Origin of the sequence: Streptomyces sp. NPDC048002 (assembly GCF_040653275.1) — a bacterium.
Classification (GTDB): Bacteria; Actinomycetota; Actinomycetes; order Streptomycetales; family Streptomycetaceae; genus Streptomyces.
Genome location: NZ_JBEZNL010000003.1, coordinates 273,793 through 289,718, shown reverse-complemented (window position 1 = coordinate 289,718; position 15,926 = coordinate 273,793). Strand labels below are relative to the sequence as shown.

Sequence of the window (15,926 nt, the reverse complement as noted above, 5' to 3'; positions counted from 1 at the left end):
AGCGGACGCAGGACCGAAGCGATCGCATCGTGCGAGGCACCTTCCGCGGAACACGACGCGGGAACCGAATCCGCACGCGTCGCCGTCGGCCCCCACTGATCCACACCACTGGTCTTCCCCCGGTGAATGATCGACTCGCACCCCTGCGAACGACCCGAAGGTCTCTCGCGATCAGTTAAAACTTAGATCATCTGAACGAATGGGAGAAGATCGCCGGGCCTAGCCCGGACACAAAGGCCGAATACGATCGACGATCAGAGCGGTATACCCGCCCACAAGGGGCGGAGTAGCCGAAACGGCACACAAAACGATCTGGCAGGGATCGGTTCCGGTCCTTCTACCCTGGCCCGGTTTCACGAGTACTCGGAGATCACCGGGAAGGCCCTGTCCGCACCGCACGGAAACGCGCCCCACACCGCCGAGGGCATGGAGCGCGTTGCGTAGCCGAGCGGGCTCAGCCCGCGAGGAGCCGCTTGACGATGGCCGCCACCCGGCCGCCCTCGGCCAGACCCGCGACCTTCGGGTTCACGATCTTCATGACGGCGCCCATGGCCCGCGGCCCCTCGGCACCGGCCGCCCTGGCCTCGGCCACGGCCTCGGTGACGATCCGCTCCAGCTCCTCGTCGCCGAGCTGCTTGGGCAGGTACTCGGCGAGCACCTCGCCCTCCGCCTTCTCCCGCTCGGCGGACTCCAGGCGACCACCCTGGGTGAAGGCGTCCGCGGCCTCCCGGCGCTTCTTCGCCTCCTTGGTGATCACCTTCTGCACCTCGTCATCGGAGAGCTCGCGCTTCTCCTTGCCCGCGACCTCCTCCTTGGTGATCGCGGCGAGGGTGAGCCGGAGCGTCGAGGAGCGGAGCTCGTCGCGTTCCTTGATCGCGGCGTTGAGGTCGTCGTGCAGCTTCGACTTGAGCGTGGTCATGCCGTCGATTGTCGCAGGTGCGCGGGAGCGGACGCCCCTCGATTTCCCCGTACGGCGCTTGAGGGACGGCCGGGCACGGGAGTTGGGACGGGTCTGACACGATGGAGGTATGCGCGCGCGATACGGAGTACCTCTGGGGATCGCGGCGGCTGGTGCCGCCGGTCTGGTGTATTCGGCGGGGTTCGAGGCCCGCTCCTTCCGCCTGCGGCGGGTGACCGTGCCGGCCCTGCCGGCCGGGATGCGCCCGCTGCGCGTCCTTCAGGTCTCCGACATCCACATGGTGAGCGGACAGCGCAAGAAGCAGCGCTGGCTGCGCTCGCTGGCGGGCCTGCGCCCCGACTTCGTGATCAACACGGGGGACAACCTCTCCGACCCCGAGGGCGTACCGGAAGTCCTGGACGCGCTCGGCCCGCTGATGGAGTTCCCCGGCGCGTACGTCTTCGGCTCCAACGACTACTACGGGCCCAAGCTGCGCAACCCGGCGCGCTATCTGATCGAGAAGGCGCAGGGCAAGTACGGGCTGAACGGCAACCCTCCCGCGGTCGGCGTCATCCACAACCCGTGGGAGGGCATGCGGGACAGCTTCGACGCGGCGGGCTGGCTGAACCTCACCAACACCCGCGGCACGCTCAAGGTCGACGGGGTCTCGGTGGAGCTGACCGGCCTGGACGACCCGCACATCAAGCGCGACCGGTACGCCGAGGTCGCGGGGGGCCCGTCGGGTACGGCGGACTTCTCGATGGGCGTCGTGCACGCGCCGTACCTCCGCGTCCTCGACTCCTTCACCGCGGACGGCTACCCCCTGATCCTCGCCGGGCACACCCACGGCGGACAGCTGTGCATCCCCTTCTACGGGGCGCTCGTCACCAACTGCGACCTGGACACGGACCGGGTGAAGGGCCTGTCGACGCACACGGCGGACGGCCGTACGGCCCATCTCCACGTCTCGGCGGGCTGCGGCGCGAACCGCTACACGCCGTTCCGGTTCGCCTGCCCGCCTGAGGTGACGCTGCTGACGCTGGTGCCGCGCGCGGAGTAGTCCCGACGGGTGACGGGGCGACGGGGCGACGGGCCACCGGGGCCCTGGTAATCAGTGCCCCGGTGGCCCGGTAACCCGCACGGTCCACCCCTATAGCCCCTATTGCCCCTTCTGCTTAGCGTGAGGGGCATGACCGCCCCCATACCCAGGGACATGCCGGACCTGCCCGCGATACCGGGCATCCCCGGACTGCTGCCCGCGCCCGTCCCCGCCACAGCGGTGGTGGCACCCTCGCGCCGCCGCCTGACCGCCACGTTCCGCGTACTGACCGCCCTGATGGCGGTCGGGGCGGTCACGATCGAGTGCGTCGGCGGGAGCCCCGGGCGGGTGCTCAGCTATTTCACCGTCCAGAGCAACCTCCTGCTGGCGGCGGTCATGCTCCTCGCCGCCCGCCGCGCCTGGACCGCCCGCAGACCCCTCCCAGCGTCCCTGACGGGCGCGGCCCTGTTCTACGTGGCGATCACCGGCCTGGTCTACCACCTGGTCCTGGCGAACGCGTCCAGCCCCTTCTCCCTGACCGGGGACACCGCGCCGACGGGCTGGCACGCGGTGGCGAACCAGGTCCTCCACACCGTCACACCGCTCGCGGCGGCCCTGGACTGGCTCCTGCTCACGACGCCGGGCGCCCTGCGCCTGCGCCACGCGGCGATCTGGCTCGCCTACCCCCTGGCCTACCTGGGCTTCTGCCTCATCCGCGCGGAACTGCTCTCCGCCGGCACACCGGCGCGCCACCTCTACCCGTTCCTCGACGTGGACCTGCACGGCTACAAGTCCGTCCTGGGCAACGCCCTGCTGCTGGGCCTGACCATCTACGCCTTCGCGGTCCTGCTGGTGGCCCTGGACCACACCCGCCCCGACCTGGTACGCCGCCGCGGCAAAACCGGATTTCGTCTCCAGCCACCGGTGGGCTAAAGTAAACGACGTCACCGCGACGAGCGGGGATGATCGGGGTGTAGCGCAGCTTGGCAGCGCGCTTCGTTCGGGACGAAGAGGTCGTGGGTTCAAATCCCGCCACCCCGACAGCCGTAACACCAGGTGAGGCGCCTACCGGATTCGGTAGGCGCCTCACCTGTTTCTGTGTGCGTGTCCGGGACCGCCGGGACCGCCGGGCCCCCGGGCCGGGTGCGGCGGGTCAGGTGGTGTCGGGGGTCGGGAGGGATGTCGTCAGGGATTCCCAGGCTCTGTGGGTTTCTTCGCCCACCGGGCCGAACTGGGTGAGGAGGGCCGCGCAGTGGCCCTGGGCGTCGTCCAGTTCCAGGGACGTCGTCAGGCCGTGGGTCGCTGTGGAGCGGACCAGGTGGCAGGCGGCGACCCGGGTGAGGTCGAGTTCCAGCGTGCTGTCGCCGATCGCCGCGAAGACGCGGCCGCCGGTCGTGCGGTCGGTGATGTGGACGTGGCCCGCACTGGCCTGGAGGGCGGAGGGGGCGAACACCGCCACGCCGAGTGGGAGTCCTACCGAGCAGGCGTGTTCGAGGACCGCGGGGACCGCCTCGGGGTCGACCGGGCGGTGGTCGCCGCCGTAGTGGGCGAACCGCGCGCGTCGGGCGGCGCCGCCGTCCGTGAGGATCTCGTCCAGTTGGGCGAGTTGGTCGCCGTCCTGCCACGGAGGGAGGTCGGGGGCGGCACGGTGAGCGGCCGGCGTCGAGCCGGGGGTCACCGTGCGGATCAGGTCGGCCAGCAGGCGGTCGCCGTCGGAGAGGAGGCGGCCCTGGTGGGCGGTCCTGCCCTCCGTGTCGAGGAGGTGCAGGGTGGCCGAGCCCGTGCGCTCGTCCCTGATCACCAGGGCCGAGGCGATGCCCTCGGGGTCCAGGCGCAGGGTGATCGCGGCCGGCCGGACGGCGAACGCCTCGCCGCGCAGGCTCGGGGGCGCGTAGCCCCCGGCCTGGTCGAGGTGGGCGACGGGGCCTCCGGTGACCGCCTGGACGTACTGGAACAGCGACAGGGAGCGGGTCAGCTCCGGCATCCGCGCGTCGATCAGGCGTACGGTGCTGCTCCGCCGAGGGCAGCAGCCCTCGAAGGGGCAGCCGCCGTCGGGGTCCTCGTGACTCATCGTCAGTACACGTCCCGTACGTAGCGCTTGGCGCGACGCAGGTGGGCGAGGTACTCGGCCGCGTCGTCGTCGCCGCGTCCGCGCTGCTCGGCGACGACGCCGAGCAGGGCCGCCTCGACGTCCTTCGCCATGCGGGAGGCGTCGCCGCACACGTAGACGTGCGCGCCCTCCTCCAGCCACGCGTACAGCTCGCGCGAGCGTTCCCGCATCCGGGTCTGGACGTAGACCTTCTCGGCCTGGTCGCGGGAGAAGGCGAGGTCGAGTTCGGTGAGGACGCCGGCGCGGCGCAGCTCGGTCAGCTCGTCCTCGTAGACGAAGTCCGTCTCGCGGTGCTGGTCGCCGAAGAACAGCCAGTTGCGGCCCGTGGCGCCCCGGGCGGCCCGCTCGTGGAGGAAGCCGCGGAACGGGGCGATGCCGGTGCCGGGGCCGATCATGACCATCGGGGCGTCGTCGTCGGCCGGGACGCCGAAGGAGGCGTTCGGCTGGACGTACATCCCCACCGTGCCGTTCTCGGCGACGCGGTCGGCGAGGTGGGTCGAGGCCACGCCCTCGTACGTCCGGCGGCCCAGGGCGTAGCGGACGGACGCGATCGTGAGGTGGACGCTGCCGGGGTGGGCGAGCGGGCTGGACGAGATCGAGTACTGGCGGGCCTGCAACGGGCGCAGGAGGGCCAGGAGTTCGGCCGTGTCGGGGGCAGCCCGGCCCGCGTCGCGGAGGAGGTCCAGTACGTCCCTCCCCCACAGCCAGGAGTCCAGGTCGGAGCGGTCCCCGTGGGCGACCACCGAGGCCAGCTCGCTCTCCGGGGCGCGTTCGGCGAGGTCGGCGACGAGTTCCCTGGACGGGATGCGGATCTCGCGGCCGGTGCGCAGGACCTCGGTGAGCGGCAGGCCGTCGACGTCCTCCTCGCCGCTCGCGCCGAGCTGTTCGAGGAGGGCGCCGACCACGGCGTCGTCGTTGACCGGTACGACGGCCAGCGCGTCGCCCGCCTCGTAGGTGATGCCGCTGTCGCCGAGGTCGAACTCGTAGTGCCGGATCTCCTTCGCGCTGCTCGGCGAGGAGAGCAGGCGGTTGGTGGTGAGCCGGGAGGGGTAGGGGGTGCGCTTGTTCCACGGGGAGCGGGCCTTGGCGGGCGCGGCGGGGTCCGCGGCCGGGCCGGCGGTGCCGGTGCCGCCCGTCGCGCCGGTCTCGGCGGCCAGGCGTTCCAGGACCGTGGCCGTCCACGCGGCGGCCGGTTCCTCGAAGTCGACGTCGCAGTCGACGCGTTCGTGCAGCCGGGTCGCCCCGAGCTGCTCCAGGCGGGTGTCGATGAGCTTCGCCGCCTGGCAGAAGTCGTCGTAGCCGCGGTCGCCGAGGCCGAGGACGGCGTAGCGGACGCCTTCGAGCCGCGGGGCGGTGTCGGACTGGAGCGCCTCCCAGAACAGCCCGGCGTTGTCGGGCATCTCGCCCTCGCCGTAGGTGGAGGTGACGACGAGGACGTGGGACATCGCGGCGAGCGCCTCGGGGGTGACGTCGTCGAGGGCGGTGGTGCGGGCGCCCAGGCCGTGGGCACGGGCGCCGGACGCCACCTCGTCGGCGACGAGTTCGGCGTTGCCCGTCTGGGTGCCGATCAGCACGTCGATCGTCGCCGCGGGGGTGCCGGCGGCGGCCTCGGCGCGGCGGCCGGCGGCCGCGATGCCCGCGATGAACCCGGCCAGCCACGACTCCTGTTGGGCGGAGAAGGGCGCGTCGGCGGGGATCAGGGTGCCGGTAGGGGGCATGACGGTCATGCGGTCACCGCCTCGGTCGGGGGCTGCGGGGAACGGCGGGTGGCGATGGCGGCCAGTTCGTCGAGTGCCGCGTTGGCGAGCAGTTCGTCGAAGCGGGCGGCGCGGGCGCGGCCGGCGTTCTTGGTGGTCTGGTGGACGATCCAGCCGTAGGTGCCGGGGGCGTCCACGCTCAGGTTGTTGCGCTGCTTCAGGGCGCGCTTGTAGTCGTCGAGGCGCTTGATCGCGATGAGGGTGGCGAGTTCGCCGTCCTCGAAGCGCTCCAGCGTGCCGCGCAGGTACTTCACGACGCGCTGCTTGACGAAGAAGTCCTCGGTGAGGATCAGGTTGCGGACGGCCGCGGCGACCTTCGGGTCGTCCGGGCCGCTCGCACCGGGCACCCGCTGGAGGGCGAGGTCCTGCGCGACGCCGAGGACGGTGTACGAGGACAGCAGCGAGAACATGTCGTCGCTGCCCTGGTCGCCGAAGGCGGGGGCGCGGCCGTCGAGGACGGTGCGGTGGTCGCGGTAGTCGACCTTGAAGGCGCGCAGCTTGTCGGTGGCGATGGAGGTCGCCAGCTCGTCGAGGAGCGTGCCCCGGGTCGCCGCGGCGAGGATCTCCGTCGAGTCCTGGTAGAGCAGGAGCGCGCGGGGCATCCCGCAGTACATGTGGTGGCGGGCGGTGTCCCAGTCGTGGAGGAGCCGGGCCGCCAGTTCGGAGCCGGTGGCCTCGACGTGCCAGGCCAGCAGCAGCCGTACGGCCTCCTCGTGGAAGGCGCCGCGCGCGGTGTCGGTCACCGGGAAGACCAGCAGCGAGTCCGCGCTGACCCGGCCGGCCAGCTCGCCCGACGGGTCGTACTGGTAGAGGAAGCCGCCGCTCATGCCGTTGCCGAGGCCCTTGCCGAAGCCGCCGAGGTTGAGGACGGTGCCGCCGGTCATGTACTCGCAGCCGAAGTCGCCGACGCCCTCGACGACGGCGGTGGCGCCGGAGTTGCGCACCGCGAACCGGTCGCCGGCCTCGCCCTGCACGAAGGTCCGCCCGCCGGTCGCGCCGAACAGCGCGAAGTTGCCGATGAGGACGTTGCCGCCGCGTTCGGCGCTGCCGCCGCCCGGGGCGCGGACGACGATCCGGCCGCCGCTCTGGCTCTTGCCGACGCCGTCGTTGGCGGTGCCGGTGTGTTCGAGGGTGATGCCGTCGTTGCAGAAGACGCCGTAGGACTGGCCGGCGGAGCCGGTGGTGCGGATACGGACGGCTCCGTCGACGAGGCGGCGGCGGCCGCGGTCGTCGGTGGTGAGGGCGGGGACGTCCGGGACCTCGCCGGGCAGGTGGTTGAGGAGCCGCTCGATGTCGATGCTCAGCTGGCCGCCCACCGACTTGTCACTGTTGCCGAGGCGGACGCCGTCGACGAGCAGGGTCGGCTCGCGCCGGTCGAACAGGGCCGCGCGGACCCGCTCGATGAGGGCGTCGTCGGTGGTGAAGTCCTTCTCCAGGTACTCCGGGTTCTCGACCGTCTTCTCCGGCAGGCGGGCGAGCAGGCGGCGGACGTCCAGGCGTCCGACGCTCGCCGGGTGGTCGAGCAGCTGGAGCAGGTCGGTGCGGCCGCGGGCCTCGCGCAGGGAGCGCAGGCCGAGGCGGGCGAGGATGCCGCGGACGTCGTGCGCGATGTTGAGGAGGTACTGGGCCAGTGCGCGCGGGTCGCCCTCGAAGACCTCGGGGTTGGTGGTGAGCCCGGCGGGACACTTGACGTTGCAGTTCTTCGCCATGACGCAGCCGAGCATCATCAGCGCGGTGGTGCCGAACTCGAAGCTGTCGGCGCCGAGCAGCGCGGAGGTGACGACGTCGCCGCCGGTCTGGTGGGCGCCGGAGCAGCGCAGCACGACCTTCTGGCGCAGCCCGTTGGCGACGAGCGCCTGGTGGACCTCGGCGACGCCCAGTTCCGCCGAGCGTCCGGCGTACTTGAGGCTGGTGACGGCGGCGGCGCCGGTGCCGCCGGTGTTCCCGGCGACGTTGATGACGTCGGCGCCGGCCTTGGCGACGCCGACCGCGATGGTGCCGATGCCCTCGGAGGACACCAGCTTCACGATGACGCGGACACGGGCCGCCTTGCAGTCGTGGATGAGCTGCGCGAGGTCCTCGATGGAGTACGTGTCGTGGTGCGGGGGCGGGGAGATCAGCTCGATGCCGGGGGTGCCGCCGCGGGCGGCGGCGATGTCGACGGTCACCTTCGGGGCGGGCAGCTGGCCGCCCTCGCCGGGCTTGGCGCCCTGCCCGATCTTGATCTCCAGCTCCTCCAGCATCGGGTCGGCGAGGTAGCCCGCCCAGATGCCGAACCGGCCGGACGCGAACTGCTTGATCCGGGAGCCGCGGATGGTGCCGTAGCGGGTGTGGTGCTCGCCGCCCTCCCCGCTGTTGGACATCGCGCCGACCATGTTGGTGCCGTGCGCGACGGCCTCGTGCGCGGTGGCCACGAGCGCGCCGTGGCTCATCGCGCCGGAGGCGAGCGAGCGGGTGATCTCGTGCGCGGGCTGCACCTCGTCCAACGGGACGCTGTCGGGGGCCTGTTCGAGCAGGGCGAGCAGGCGGGCGGCCGCGCCGGTGGCGGTGACGCGCACGCCGTCGGCGTCCACGGCGAGGGTCTCGACCTCGGCCGGGCGGGTACGTCCCTCGGCTTGGGCACCGGTCCCACCGAGGGCGCCGGTCCCGCCAAGGGCGCCGGTCCCGCCGAGACGCGCGAGCCCTTCGGCGAGGGCCGCGTGACGCTCGGCGGCCTCGTCGCCGGGGGCGGTCAGGCGCAGGTGGTACGTGCCGGCCTCGCCCACCGCCGATGCCGCGTCCACCGCCGATGCCACGTCCACCGCCGATGCCGCGCCCTGCGTCGATGCCGCGCCCTGCGTCGATGCCGCATCCACCGCCGATGCCGCGCCCTCCGCCGGCTCGGCCACGGTGCGGGAGACGGTGACTCCGCGGACCGTGACGCTCGCGTTGCCGTCCGTCGAGAAGCGGCCCAGTTCGCGGGCGAAGTCCTCGGCGGTCCGCAGTCCGGTGACGTCGGCGGGCAGCGCGAGCACGTCCCGCAGGGCGGCGGGGCGGCGGGACCGCTCCTCGTGCGTGGTGCGCAGGAAGGAGCGGTAACCCGGGGTGATCCGGAAGGCGTCGATCTCGGCGTCGCTGAGCGCGTCGTAGCCGGTGTTGCGGTACGCGGAGTCGGTGATGCCGAAGGCGTCGTCGAGCTGGCCGAGGGTGAGCAGGCGCAGCGCGTCGGAGTCCTCGGGGCGGCCGAACTCCGGCCGCTCCTCGACCATTTCGCCGAAGCCGCGCACGGCGGTGACGCCGAAGGAGTGCCCGGCGCCGTCCGAGCGCTCCTTGAACAGGCCGAGCAGCGGGATCTGCTGCTCGGTGTCGACCGTACGGGCCCGCTCGTGCCAGTCGGTCGCGGCCTGCGCGATCCGGGCGAAGCCGACGCCGCCGACCGGGGCGTCCATGTGCGGGAAGGCGCGGGCGAAGACGTCGTCGCGGGTGTCGAGGTAGTTGGGTTCGAAGAACTCGCCGCCGATGTAGCTCTCGGCGGTGCAGAGTCCGACCCGGCCCATGGTCTTGGCGAGGGACTTCTCGGCGGCCTTGCGGAACTTCGCGAGCGCCCGGTCGGTGCCGGTGATCTCCCCGGCGGGGGCGGCGGCGCTCGGGTACTTCTCCTCGGCGCGCAGCCGTGCGCTGAGGCTGTACACGGCGGAGGCGCCGAAGCCCAGGGCGGTGGCGACGTGGTGCGAGGAGGCGAGCTGGCCGCTCTCCACGACGAGCGAGACGCGCAGGCGCCGCCCGGTCTCGATGAGCCGCTGGTTGACGGCGGCGACGGCGAGGATCACCGGCAGGGGCGCGCGGGTGGAGGAGACGGCGCGGTCGGTGAGGAGCGCGATGCCGCCCTGGTCCCCGGCGAAGCGTTCGACGTCGTCGCAGAGCCGGGTGAGTGCGGAGCGCAGCGCGTCGGCGTTGGCGCTCTCGTCGCCCGTCACCGGGTCGTAGAGCATCGCGAACCGTTCCAGCGGCACGATCCGCTGGTCCCGCAGCCGCACCATGTCGAGGTGCCCGAGGACGGGCGAGGAGACGACGAGCTGGCGGCCGTTGGTGTCGTGGGTGCCGTCGGGCTTCGGGCCGAGCGCGACCCGCATGCTCATGCCGTCGGCCTCGCGGATGCTGTCCAGCGGCGGGTTGGTGACCTGCGCGAACCGCTGCGAGAAGTACTTCGCCATGCCGCCCTCGGTGTCGCTGAGCGCGTTGATGGCGTTGCCGTAGCCCATCGCGGAGATCCGCTCCGACCCGTCGGCGAGCATCGGGTCGAGCATGAACCGGAAGCTCTCCTGGTTCAGCGAGTACGCGACGTAGCGGCCGGCCAGGCTCAGGTCGCCGTCGTAGCCGAGGGTCGTGGTGCCGCGGTAGTAGTCGGGGGCGGGGATGTCGTCGAGGTTGATCCGCGCCGAGGCGAGCAGCTCGGAGTACGGGCGGCGCGCGGCGAGCGCGTCGAGCACCTCGCGGGTGCGCATCCGGCGTCCGGTGCGGTGGTCGACGACGAGCATGCCGCCGGCCTCGATCCGGCCCCGGTGCACGACCTCGTCGTCCGGGAAGGCGACCTGGCCGGCCTCCGAGGCCACCATCAGGTACTCGGCGGTCTCGACGGTACGCAGCGGGCGCAGACCGAGCCGGTCGAGGCGGGCGCCGACGACGTCGCCGTCGCTGAAGACGAGGGCGGCCGGGCCGTCGTTCTTCTCCTCGTACAGGGAGAAGTACTCCAGCATGTCCCGCACGTCGTCGGGGAGGGTGCGGTCGTTCTCCCAGGCGGGCGGCATGAGGGAGACGACGGCCTCGACGAGGTCCAGGCCGTCGTCGAAGACGCGGCTCTGGAGGGTCTGGTCGAGCCGGCTGGAGTCGGACTGGCCGGGCGGGCGGACGATGGACCGGGTCCGGGCGCGGGCCAGGGCCTCGTCGCTGAGCCGGTTCTTGCGGTCGGTGTTCAGCTCGCCGTTGTGCGCCATGAGGCGGAACGGCTGGGCCATCGTGGGGTGCGGTTCGGTGTTGGTGGAGAACCGGGTGTGGAAGTACAGGGTGCGCACGGAGTGCCGGGGGTCGACCAGGTCGCGGAAGTACCCGATGACCTCGGCGGAGTTGAGGCGTCCCTTGAGCACCTGGGTCCGCGCGCTCAGCGAGAGCGGGTACAGACCGCCGTAGGTGTCGGTGTCGGCGTAGGCGACGGCCTCGACGGCGAGCAGGGCGCGGTTGGCGGCGGCGTCGACGTCGGCGCGCTCCCAGTCCTCGGGTGCGCGGAAGACCCACTGCACGATGGGCAGTTGGTACTGCTCGGCGGCGGGGCAGGCGACCTGGTGGTCGACGGGGACGTCCCGGACGACGAGGATCTCGAAGCCCTGCTCGGCGATGCTCCGGCCGACGAGGTCGGCGGCAGCGGTACGGCGGACCGGGTCGGTCGGCACGAAGCAGTTCGCGACGCCGAAGCGGCCGGGGGTCAGCTCCTCGCCGGTGAGCGCGGTGAAGAACTCCTGGGAGAGGTCGACGCTGACGCCGGCGCCGTCCCCGACACCCTCGGCGGACTTGCCGCCGCGGTGCGGGATGGCGCGGAGCGCTTCGTCGCCCTTGCGGATGACGTCGTGGCCGGGCGTCCCGTCGAGACGGGTGAGGAAGCCGACACCGCAGTCACTGTGGTCGAGGGCAGGGTCGTAGAGACCTGGAGAGGCATTCACGTGGCGGGTCCTGAGCAGCGAGTTCCGGCTGGGTTACCGCCCAGGCCCGTGGGGCGCTGGGGGAGGACGGCCAGGCTGCGTCGATGGAGCGCTCGCCGTGGGCGGTCCGGCGCGACGTCCGGGGCCCTGTGTGGTGCGACCTCTAAAGCTAAGGGTTACCTAACTTTAACCGCAAGGGTGCACTCAGCATGTATACGCTCCCGCGGCGCCGATGGACATGGCTGTCCGCGTACCGGACACCGATGAGTTTCGCGGCGCCCGTCGGTCTTCTTCGGCAAGAGCGTTCCCACCGACAGGAGCAGCACATGGCCACCGCCGCCGCCAAGGGTCCCGCCAGCTACTTCCCCTCCATCGAGAAGAAGTACGGCCGTCCGATCGCCGAGTGGAAGGAGATCATCCGCTCCTCCCCGCTGAGCAGGCACATGGAGCTGGTGAACTGGCTCAAGGCCGAGCACGGCCTCGGCCACGGCCACGCCAACGCGCTCGTCGCCCACACCCTGGCCGAGGCGGCCGAGGCGGGAAGCTAGTCAATTGTTCCAGGTCTCGTCGTACGGATCGCGCGGCGCCTGCACCGGGACGGCCTCCGTCACCTGAAGGTACGGGACGGGGGCGCCGTTCACCGGGTCCTTCACGGTGCGCGGGGTGTAGGTGCCCGTCACCCGCAGCCAGGTGTCCGGACGCAGCACCGGAGGCACCTCCCCGGTCAGGGCGATCTTCACCGGCTGGGCGTCCGCCGCGCAGCAGTTGAGGGTCATCCGGACCAGGTAGGGCGTGCCGGAGGGGCCCGGCGCGACGAAGCCCGTGATCCGGACCCGGCGCCCGTCCAGGGAGCGGCCGTGCCCGTACACCGCGCGGGCCGCGTAGTCGGAGAGGGCCAGCGGAACCGGGTCGGCCCGGGGCAGCTCGGCGTATCCGTACGGCTCCTGGAGGGCCGTGCCGGCGCGGACCGCGCTGTAGGAACCCAGGGCGGGCGGGGCCACCAGGATGAGGGCCAGCAGGGGAAGGGCGAGCAGCCAGCTGACGCGGGGCTCGCGGTGGTGGTCGGAGGCGGTTACGGGGGCCGGTGAGGAGGCGGGGGCCGGGGCGGAGGCGGAGCCGGGGGCCGGGGCGGAGCCGGAGGCGGGGGGCCTGCGCTCGTACCAGGCCGTGGCCAGGGCCGTCGCGATCAGGACGACCGCCGACAGCAGGAGCAGGGGGCGCAGGCCGGGCTTCACATAGCGGAGGTAGAGATCCGTGGTGCCCGCGTGCAGCAGGGACGCGCCCAGCAGGAACAGGACCGCCGCCTGCGCCTGGCGCCTCACAGCAGCACCGCCCCGGTCGCGGCCGAGACCAGCACCGCCACCACGAAGGTCGCCGGGGCGAAGCGCAGCGCGAAGGCGCGGCCGAAGGTGCCCGCCTGCATCGCGAACAGCTTCAGGTCGACCATCGGGCCCACGACGAGGAAGGTGAGCCGGGCCGTCAGGGAGAAGTGGGTCAGCGAGGCCGCCACGAACGCGTCCGCCTCCGAGCAGATCGACAGCACCACGGCCAGCAGCGCCAGGGCGAGGACCGCGGCCACCGGGCTCGCCGCCAGCTGGCTCAGCCAGCTCTCCGGGACCACCGCCTTCAGCGTCGCCGCCACCATCGCGCCCACCACCAGGAAGCCGCCCGCGTGCATCACGTCGTGCCGGACCGAACCCCAGAACGCGGCCCCCCGGCCCTGTCCCTCGTAGGACGGGCGGGACGGCTGACGCAGCCAGTCGGTACGGCCCACCCGCAGCCACAGCCAGCCCATCGCGCAGGCCACCAGCAGGCTCGCCACCAGCCTGGCCAGGACCATCTCCGGGTTGCCGGGGAAGGCCACCGCCGTCGAGGTCAGCACGATCGGGTTGATCGCCGGGGCGGACAGCAGGAAGGCCAGCGCCGCCGCCGGGGTCACCCCGCGGCGGACCAGCGCGCCCGCCACCGGCACCGAGGCGCACTCGCAGCCGGGCAGGACCGCGCCGGCCGCGCCCGCCACCGGCACCGCGAGGGCGGGACGGGCGGGCAGGGCACGGGCGAAGAACGACGGCGGGACGAACACCGCGATGGCCGCCGAGAGCAGCACGCCCAGCACCAGGAACGGCAGCGCCTGGATCACCACCGCCACGAACACCGTCGTCCAGCTCTGCATCACCGGCGCCGAGAGCGCGCCGCGCAGCGGGTTCTGGAGCAGCACGGCCAGCAGGAGCAGGGTGATGAAACCGAGGGGGGCGCCGGTCCGGGCCTCTTCCCGCGCGGGTTCCTTCTCGGGTTCTTTCTCGGGGGGCCGGGTTCTGGTGGTGGTCGCCACGGCGGTCGCGTCCCTCCGGTGGGCTCTCGCTGGTCTTCCTCCCCTTGCATACGGGGAGTTGGCACCCATTGTTCAGACGCGTGCTGGAACCACCCGTCCCGGTGAGGCAGTCTTTCCCCTCGTGGTGAGCGTTCCGAGTCAGGGTCAGCCGGGTGGTGCGCCCCCCGCGCACATGGTGGTCTGCGGCGACGACGGACTCGCGCACCGGCTCGCCGCCGAACTGCGCGGTGTCTACGGGGCACAGGTCACGCTCGTCGTACCGCCCTCCGAACGGGGGGTACGACAGCCGGTGGTGGGCCGGGCCCGAGCCGCCTCGGCGGCGCTGCTGGACCGGATGGTCAGCGCGGCGGTCAGCCGGGCCGCCGGCAACGGGGTGCCCCCTCCGCCCGTGGACGGCGACCGGGTCGTCGAGGCCGCCGAGCTGACCGAGGCGGTGCTGGCGGCCGTCGGCGTCGACCGGGCCGCAGCGCTCGCCCTCGTCCACGACGACGACGAGACCAACATCCGCGCCGCCCTCACCGCACGCCGGATCAACCCCCGGCTGCGGCTCGTCCTGCGCCTGTACAACCGGCGGTTGGGCCGGCACATCGAGGAACTCCTCGACCAGGCGGGCGCGTTGGCCACCGGTGACACGGTTCTGGACGCCGCCACCACCGTGCTCTCCGACGCCGACACCGCCGCGCCCGCGCTGGTCGCGACCGCGCTCGTCGGCACCAGCAAGGTCGTCCAGACGGACGGGCTACTGCTGCGGGCGGTGGAACGTCAGCCGGGCGGGCCCGGGGAGGTGCCGGCGCCCGGCCTGGCCACGCTGGCCCTGCTGTCCGCGGGCGGGAACGGCGACGGCGAGCAGGACCCGCAGTTGCTGCCCGACGAGGCCGCGGTGCGGCAGGCGCGGGGGCGTGGAGCGGTCGTCCTGGAGCAGGTCTCCTACTCCGGGCCCCCGATGGCGCCCGGCCGGGGCGTCGTACCGGCGTTCTCCTCGCTGTTCTCGCGGCGGCTGCGGTGGTCGCTGGCGGGGCTCGTCGGCTGTGTCCTCGCGCTGGCCGTGGCGTTGACGGTGGCCACCGGGGACCATCCGCTGCACGCCACGTACGAGACCCTGCTCGACCTCTTCGCCATCAACGAGCCCGCCCTGAACGAGTCCACCGGCCGTCAGGTGCTGCAACTCCTCACCGGGCTACTGGGGTTGCTGCTGCTGCCGGTGCTGCTGGCCGCGGTGCTGGAGGCGCTGGGGACGTTCCGCACGGCGTCCGCGCTGCGCAGACCGCCGCGGGGGCTCAGTGGACATGTGGTGCTGCTCGGGCTGGGGAAGATCGGCACGCGGGTGCTGACCCAGCTGCGGGAGCTGAACACCCCCGTGGTGTGCGTCGAGTCCGATCCGGAGGCACGGGGCATGGCCACGGCGCGGCGGCTGCGGGTGCCGGTGGTGCTGGGGGACGTGACGCAGGAGGGGGTGCTGGAGGCCGCGAAGGTTCACCGGGCGAACACCCTGCTCGCGGTGACCAGCGCGGACGCCACGAATCTGGAGGCGGTACTGGCGGCTCGGTCCGTACGGCCGGATCTGCCGGTGGTGCTGCGACTGTACGACGACGACTTCGCCACCGCCGTGTACCGCACGCTGCGGGCCGCGCATCCGCACGCCTCCACGCGGAGCCGGAGCGTGACGCATCTCGCCGCGCCCGCCTTCGCCGGGGCGATGATGGGGCGGCAGATCCTGGGGGCGATTCCCGTGGAGCGGCGAGTGCTGCTGTTCGCGTGCGTGGAGGTGGGCGGGCTTCCTCAGTTGGCGGGGCGGACGGTGGGTGAGGCGTTCCGGGCGGGGGCGTGGCGGGTGCTGGCGCTGGACACGGCGGTGAGGGACGCGGGGGTGGTCGGCGGGGCGCCGCATGCCGCCGAGCAGCCCGGTGGACCCGAGGGCTCGGGGCTGGTGTGGGACCTGCCGGACACGTATGTCCTGCGGGACGAGGACCGCGTGATCCTCGCCGCGACGCGACGGGGTCTGGCGGAGCTGCTCGGCCGCCGCCGGGGGCCGACGACGGGGGCGTAGGGGTGCGGGTGTGTTGAGCTGAGCCCGGGGTGCGGTGCGGGTGCGGTGGGTGGACGCGGCCCGGCGCCGTC

10 protein-coding genes and 1 tRNA gene are annotated in these 15,926 nt (G+C 72.8%); 5 read left to right on the top strand and 6 right to left on the bottom strand.

Features of this window, described 5'->3' with window-relative positions; all coding sequences use genetic code 11:
- Positions 1–454 precede the first annotated feature (454 nt).
- A complete protein-coding gene (locus AB0E07_RS07090) occupies positions 455–919 on the bottom strand; it encodes a GatB/YqeY domain-containing protein (RefSeq protein ID WP_362247306.1) in 465 nt (154 codons plus the stop codon).
- A gap of 109 nt (positions 920–1,028) precedes the next feature.
- On the opposite strand from AB0E07_RS07090, the gene AB0E07_RS07085 reads away from it, so the two are divergent.
- The 3 genes from AB0E07_RS07085 (at position 1,029) to AB0E07_RS07075 (ending at position 2,978) form a co-directional block, all read left to right on the top strand.
- Positions 1,029–1,958, top strand: coding sequence for a metallophosphoesterase (locus AB0E07_RS07085; RefSeq protein WP_362247305.1), 930 nt, complete (start codon positions 1,029–1,031; stop codon positions 1,956–1,958).
- A 129-nt stretch (positions 1,959–2,087) separates the two neighbouring features.
- Positions 2,088–2,870, top strand: a complete 783-nt coding sequence (locus AB0E07_RS07080) for a Pr6Pr family membrane protein (RefSeq protein WP_362247304.1) — start codon at positions 2,088–2,090, stop codon at positions 2,868–2,870.
- A gap of 34 nt (positions 2,871–2,904) precedes the next feature.
- Positions 2,905–2,978, top strand: a tRNA-Pro gene (locus tag AB0E07_RS07075).
- Positions 2,979–3,090: 112 nt separating this feature from the next.
- On the opposite strand, the gene AB0E07_RS07070 is transcribed toward AB0E07_RS07075, so the two are convergent.
- Genes AB0E07_RS07070 through AB0E07_RS07060 form a run of 3 tightly spaced genes read right to left on the bottom strand, consistent with a single transcriptional unit; the run spans position 3,091 to position 11,497 of the window.
- On the bottom strand, positions 3,091–4,008 hold the full coding sequence (locus AB0E07_RS07070) for a hypothetical protein (RefSeq protein WP_362247303.1): 918 nt from the start codon (positions 4,006–4,008) through the stop codon (positions 3,091–3,093).
- Between the two features lie 2 nt (positions 4,009–4,010).
- A complete protein-coding gene (locus AB0E07_RS07065) occupies positions 4,011–5,774 on the bottom strand; it encodes a sulfite reductase subunit alpha (protein ID WP_362247302.1) in 1,764 nt (587 codons plus the stop codon).
- Positions 5,771–11,497: a glutamate synthase-related protein gene (locus AB0E07_RS07060; RefSeq protein WP_362247301.1), complete on the bottom strand. Its 5,727-nt coding sequence runs from the start codon at positions 11,495–11,497 to the stop codon at positions 5,771–5,773. Before AB0E07_RS07060 ends, AB0E07_RS07065 begins: the two co-directional genes overlap by 4 nt.
- Before the next feature lie 305 nt (positions 11,498–11,802).
- Here AB0E07_RS07060 and AB0E07_RS07055 point away from each other — a divergent pair, with 305 nt between their 5' ends.
- Complete coding sequence (locus tag AB0E07_RS07055) at positions 11,803–12,024, top strand: DUF4287 domain-containing protein (RefSeq protein WP_362247300.1); 222 nt, start codon at positions 11,803–11,805, stop codon at positions 12,022–12,024.
- Here the strand turns inward: AB0E07_RS07055 and AB0E07_RS07050 are convergent, their stop codons facing one another.
- Together AB0E07_RS07050 and AB0E07_RS07045 are read right to left on the bottom strand one after the other, a co-directional pair.
- Positions 12,025–12,798, bottom strand: coding sequence for a TIGR03943 family protein (locus AB0E07_RS07050; protein ID WP_362247299.1), 774 nt, complete (start codon positions 12,796–12,798; stop codon positions 12,025–12,027).
- Positions 12,795–13,808: a permease gene (locus tag AB0E07_RS07045; protein WP_362247298.1), complete on the bottom strand. Its 1,014-nt coding sequence runs from the start codon at positions 13,806–13,808 to the stop codon at positions 12,795–12,797. Before AB0E07_RS07045 ends, AB0E07_RS07050 begins: the two co-directional genes overlap by 4 nt.
- A gap of 172 nt (positions 13,809–13,980) precedes the next feature.
- Here AB0E07_RS07045 and AB0E07_RS07040 point away from each other — a divergent pair, with 172 nt between their 5' ends.
- Positions 13,981–15,855 (top strand): NAD-binding protein, encoded by a 1,875-nt coding sequence (locus AB0E07_RS07040; protein ID WP_362247393.1) that lies wholly within the window; start codon positions 13,981–13,983, stop codon positions 15,853–15,855.
- The last annotated feature ends 71 nt before the right edge of the window (positions 15,856–15,926 follow it).

What these genes read in the sequence shown, in the direction of transcription:
- AB0E07_RS07090 (WP_362247306.1), bottom strand. Translation starts at nt 919, where the DNA reads ATGACCACGCTCAAGTCGAAGCTGCACGACGACCTCAACGCCGCGATC.
- AB0E07_RS07085 (WP_362247305.1), top strand. Translation starts at nt 1,029, where the DNA reads ATGCGCGCGCGATACGGAGTACCTCTGGGGATCGCGGCGGCTGGTGCC.
- AB0E07_RS07065 (WP_362247302.1), bottom strand. Translation starts at nt 5,774, where the DNA reads ATGACCGTCATGCCCCCTACCGGCACCCTGATCCCCGCCGACGCGCCC.
- AB0E07_RS07040 (WP_362247393.1), top strand. Translation starts at nt 13,981, where the DNA reads ATGGTGGTCTGCGGCGACGACGGACTCGCGCACCGGCTCGCCGCCGAA.
- AB0E07_RS07055 (WP_362247300.1), top strand. Translation starts at nt 11,803, where the DNA reads ATGGCCACCGCCGCCGCCAAGGGTCCCGCCAGCTACTTCCCCTCCATC.
- AB0E07_RS07070 (WP_362247303.1), bottom strand. Translation starts at nt 4,008, where the DNA reads ATGAGTCACGAGGACCCCGACGGCGGCTGCCCCTTCGAGGGCTGCTGC.
- AB0E07_RS07080 (WP_362247304.1), top strand. Translation starts at nt 2,088, where the DNA reads ATGACCGCCCCCATACCCAGGGACATGCCGGACCTGCCCGCGATACCG.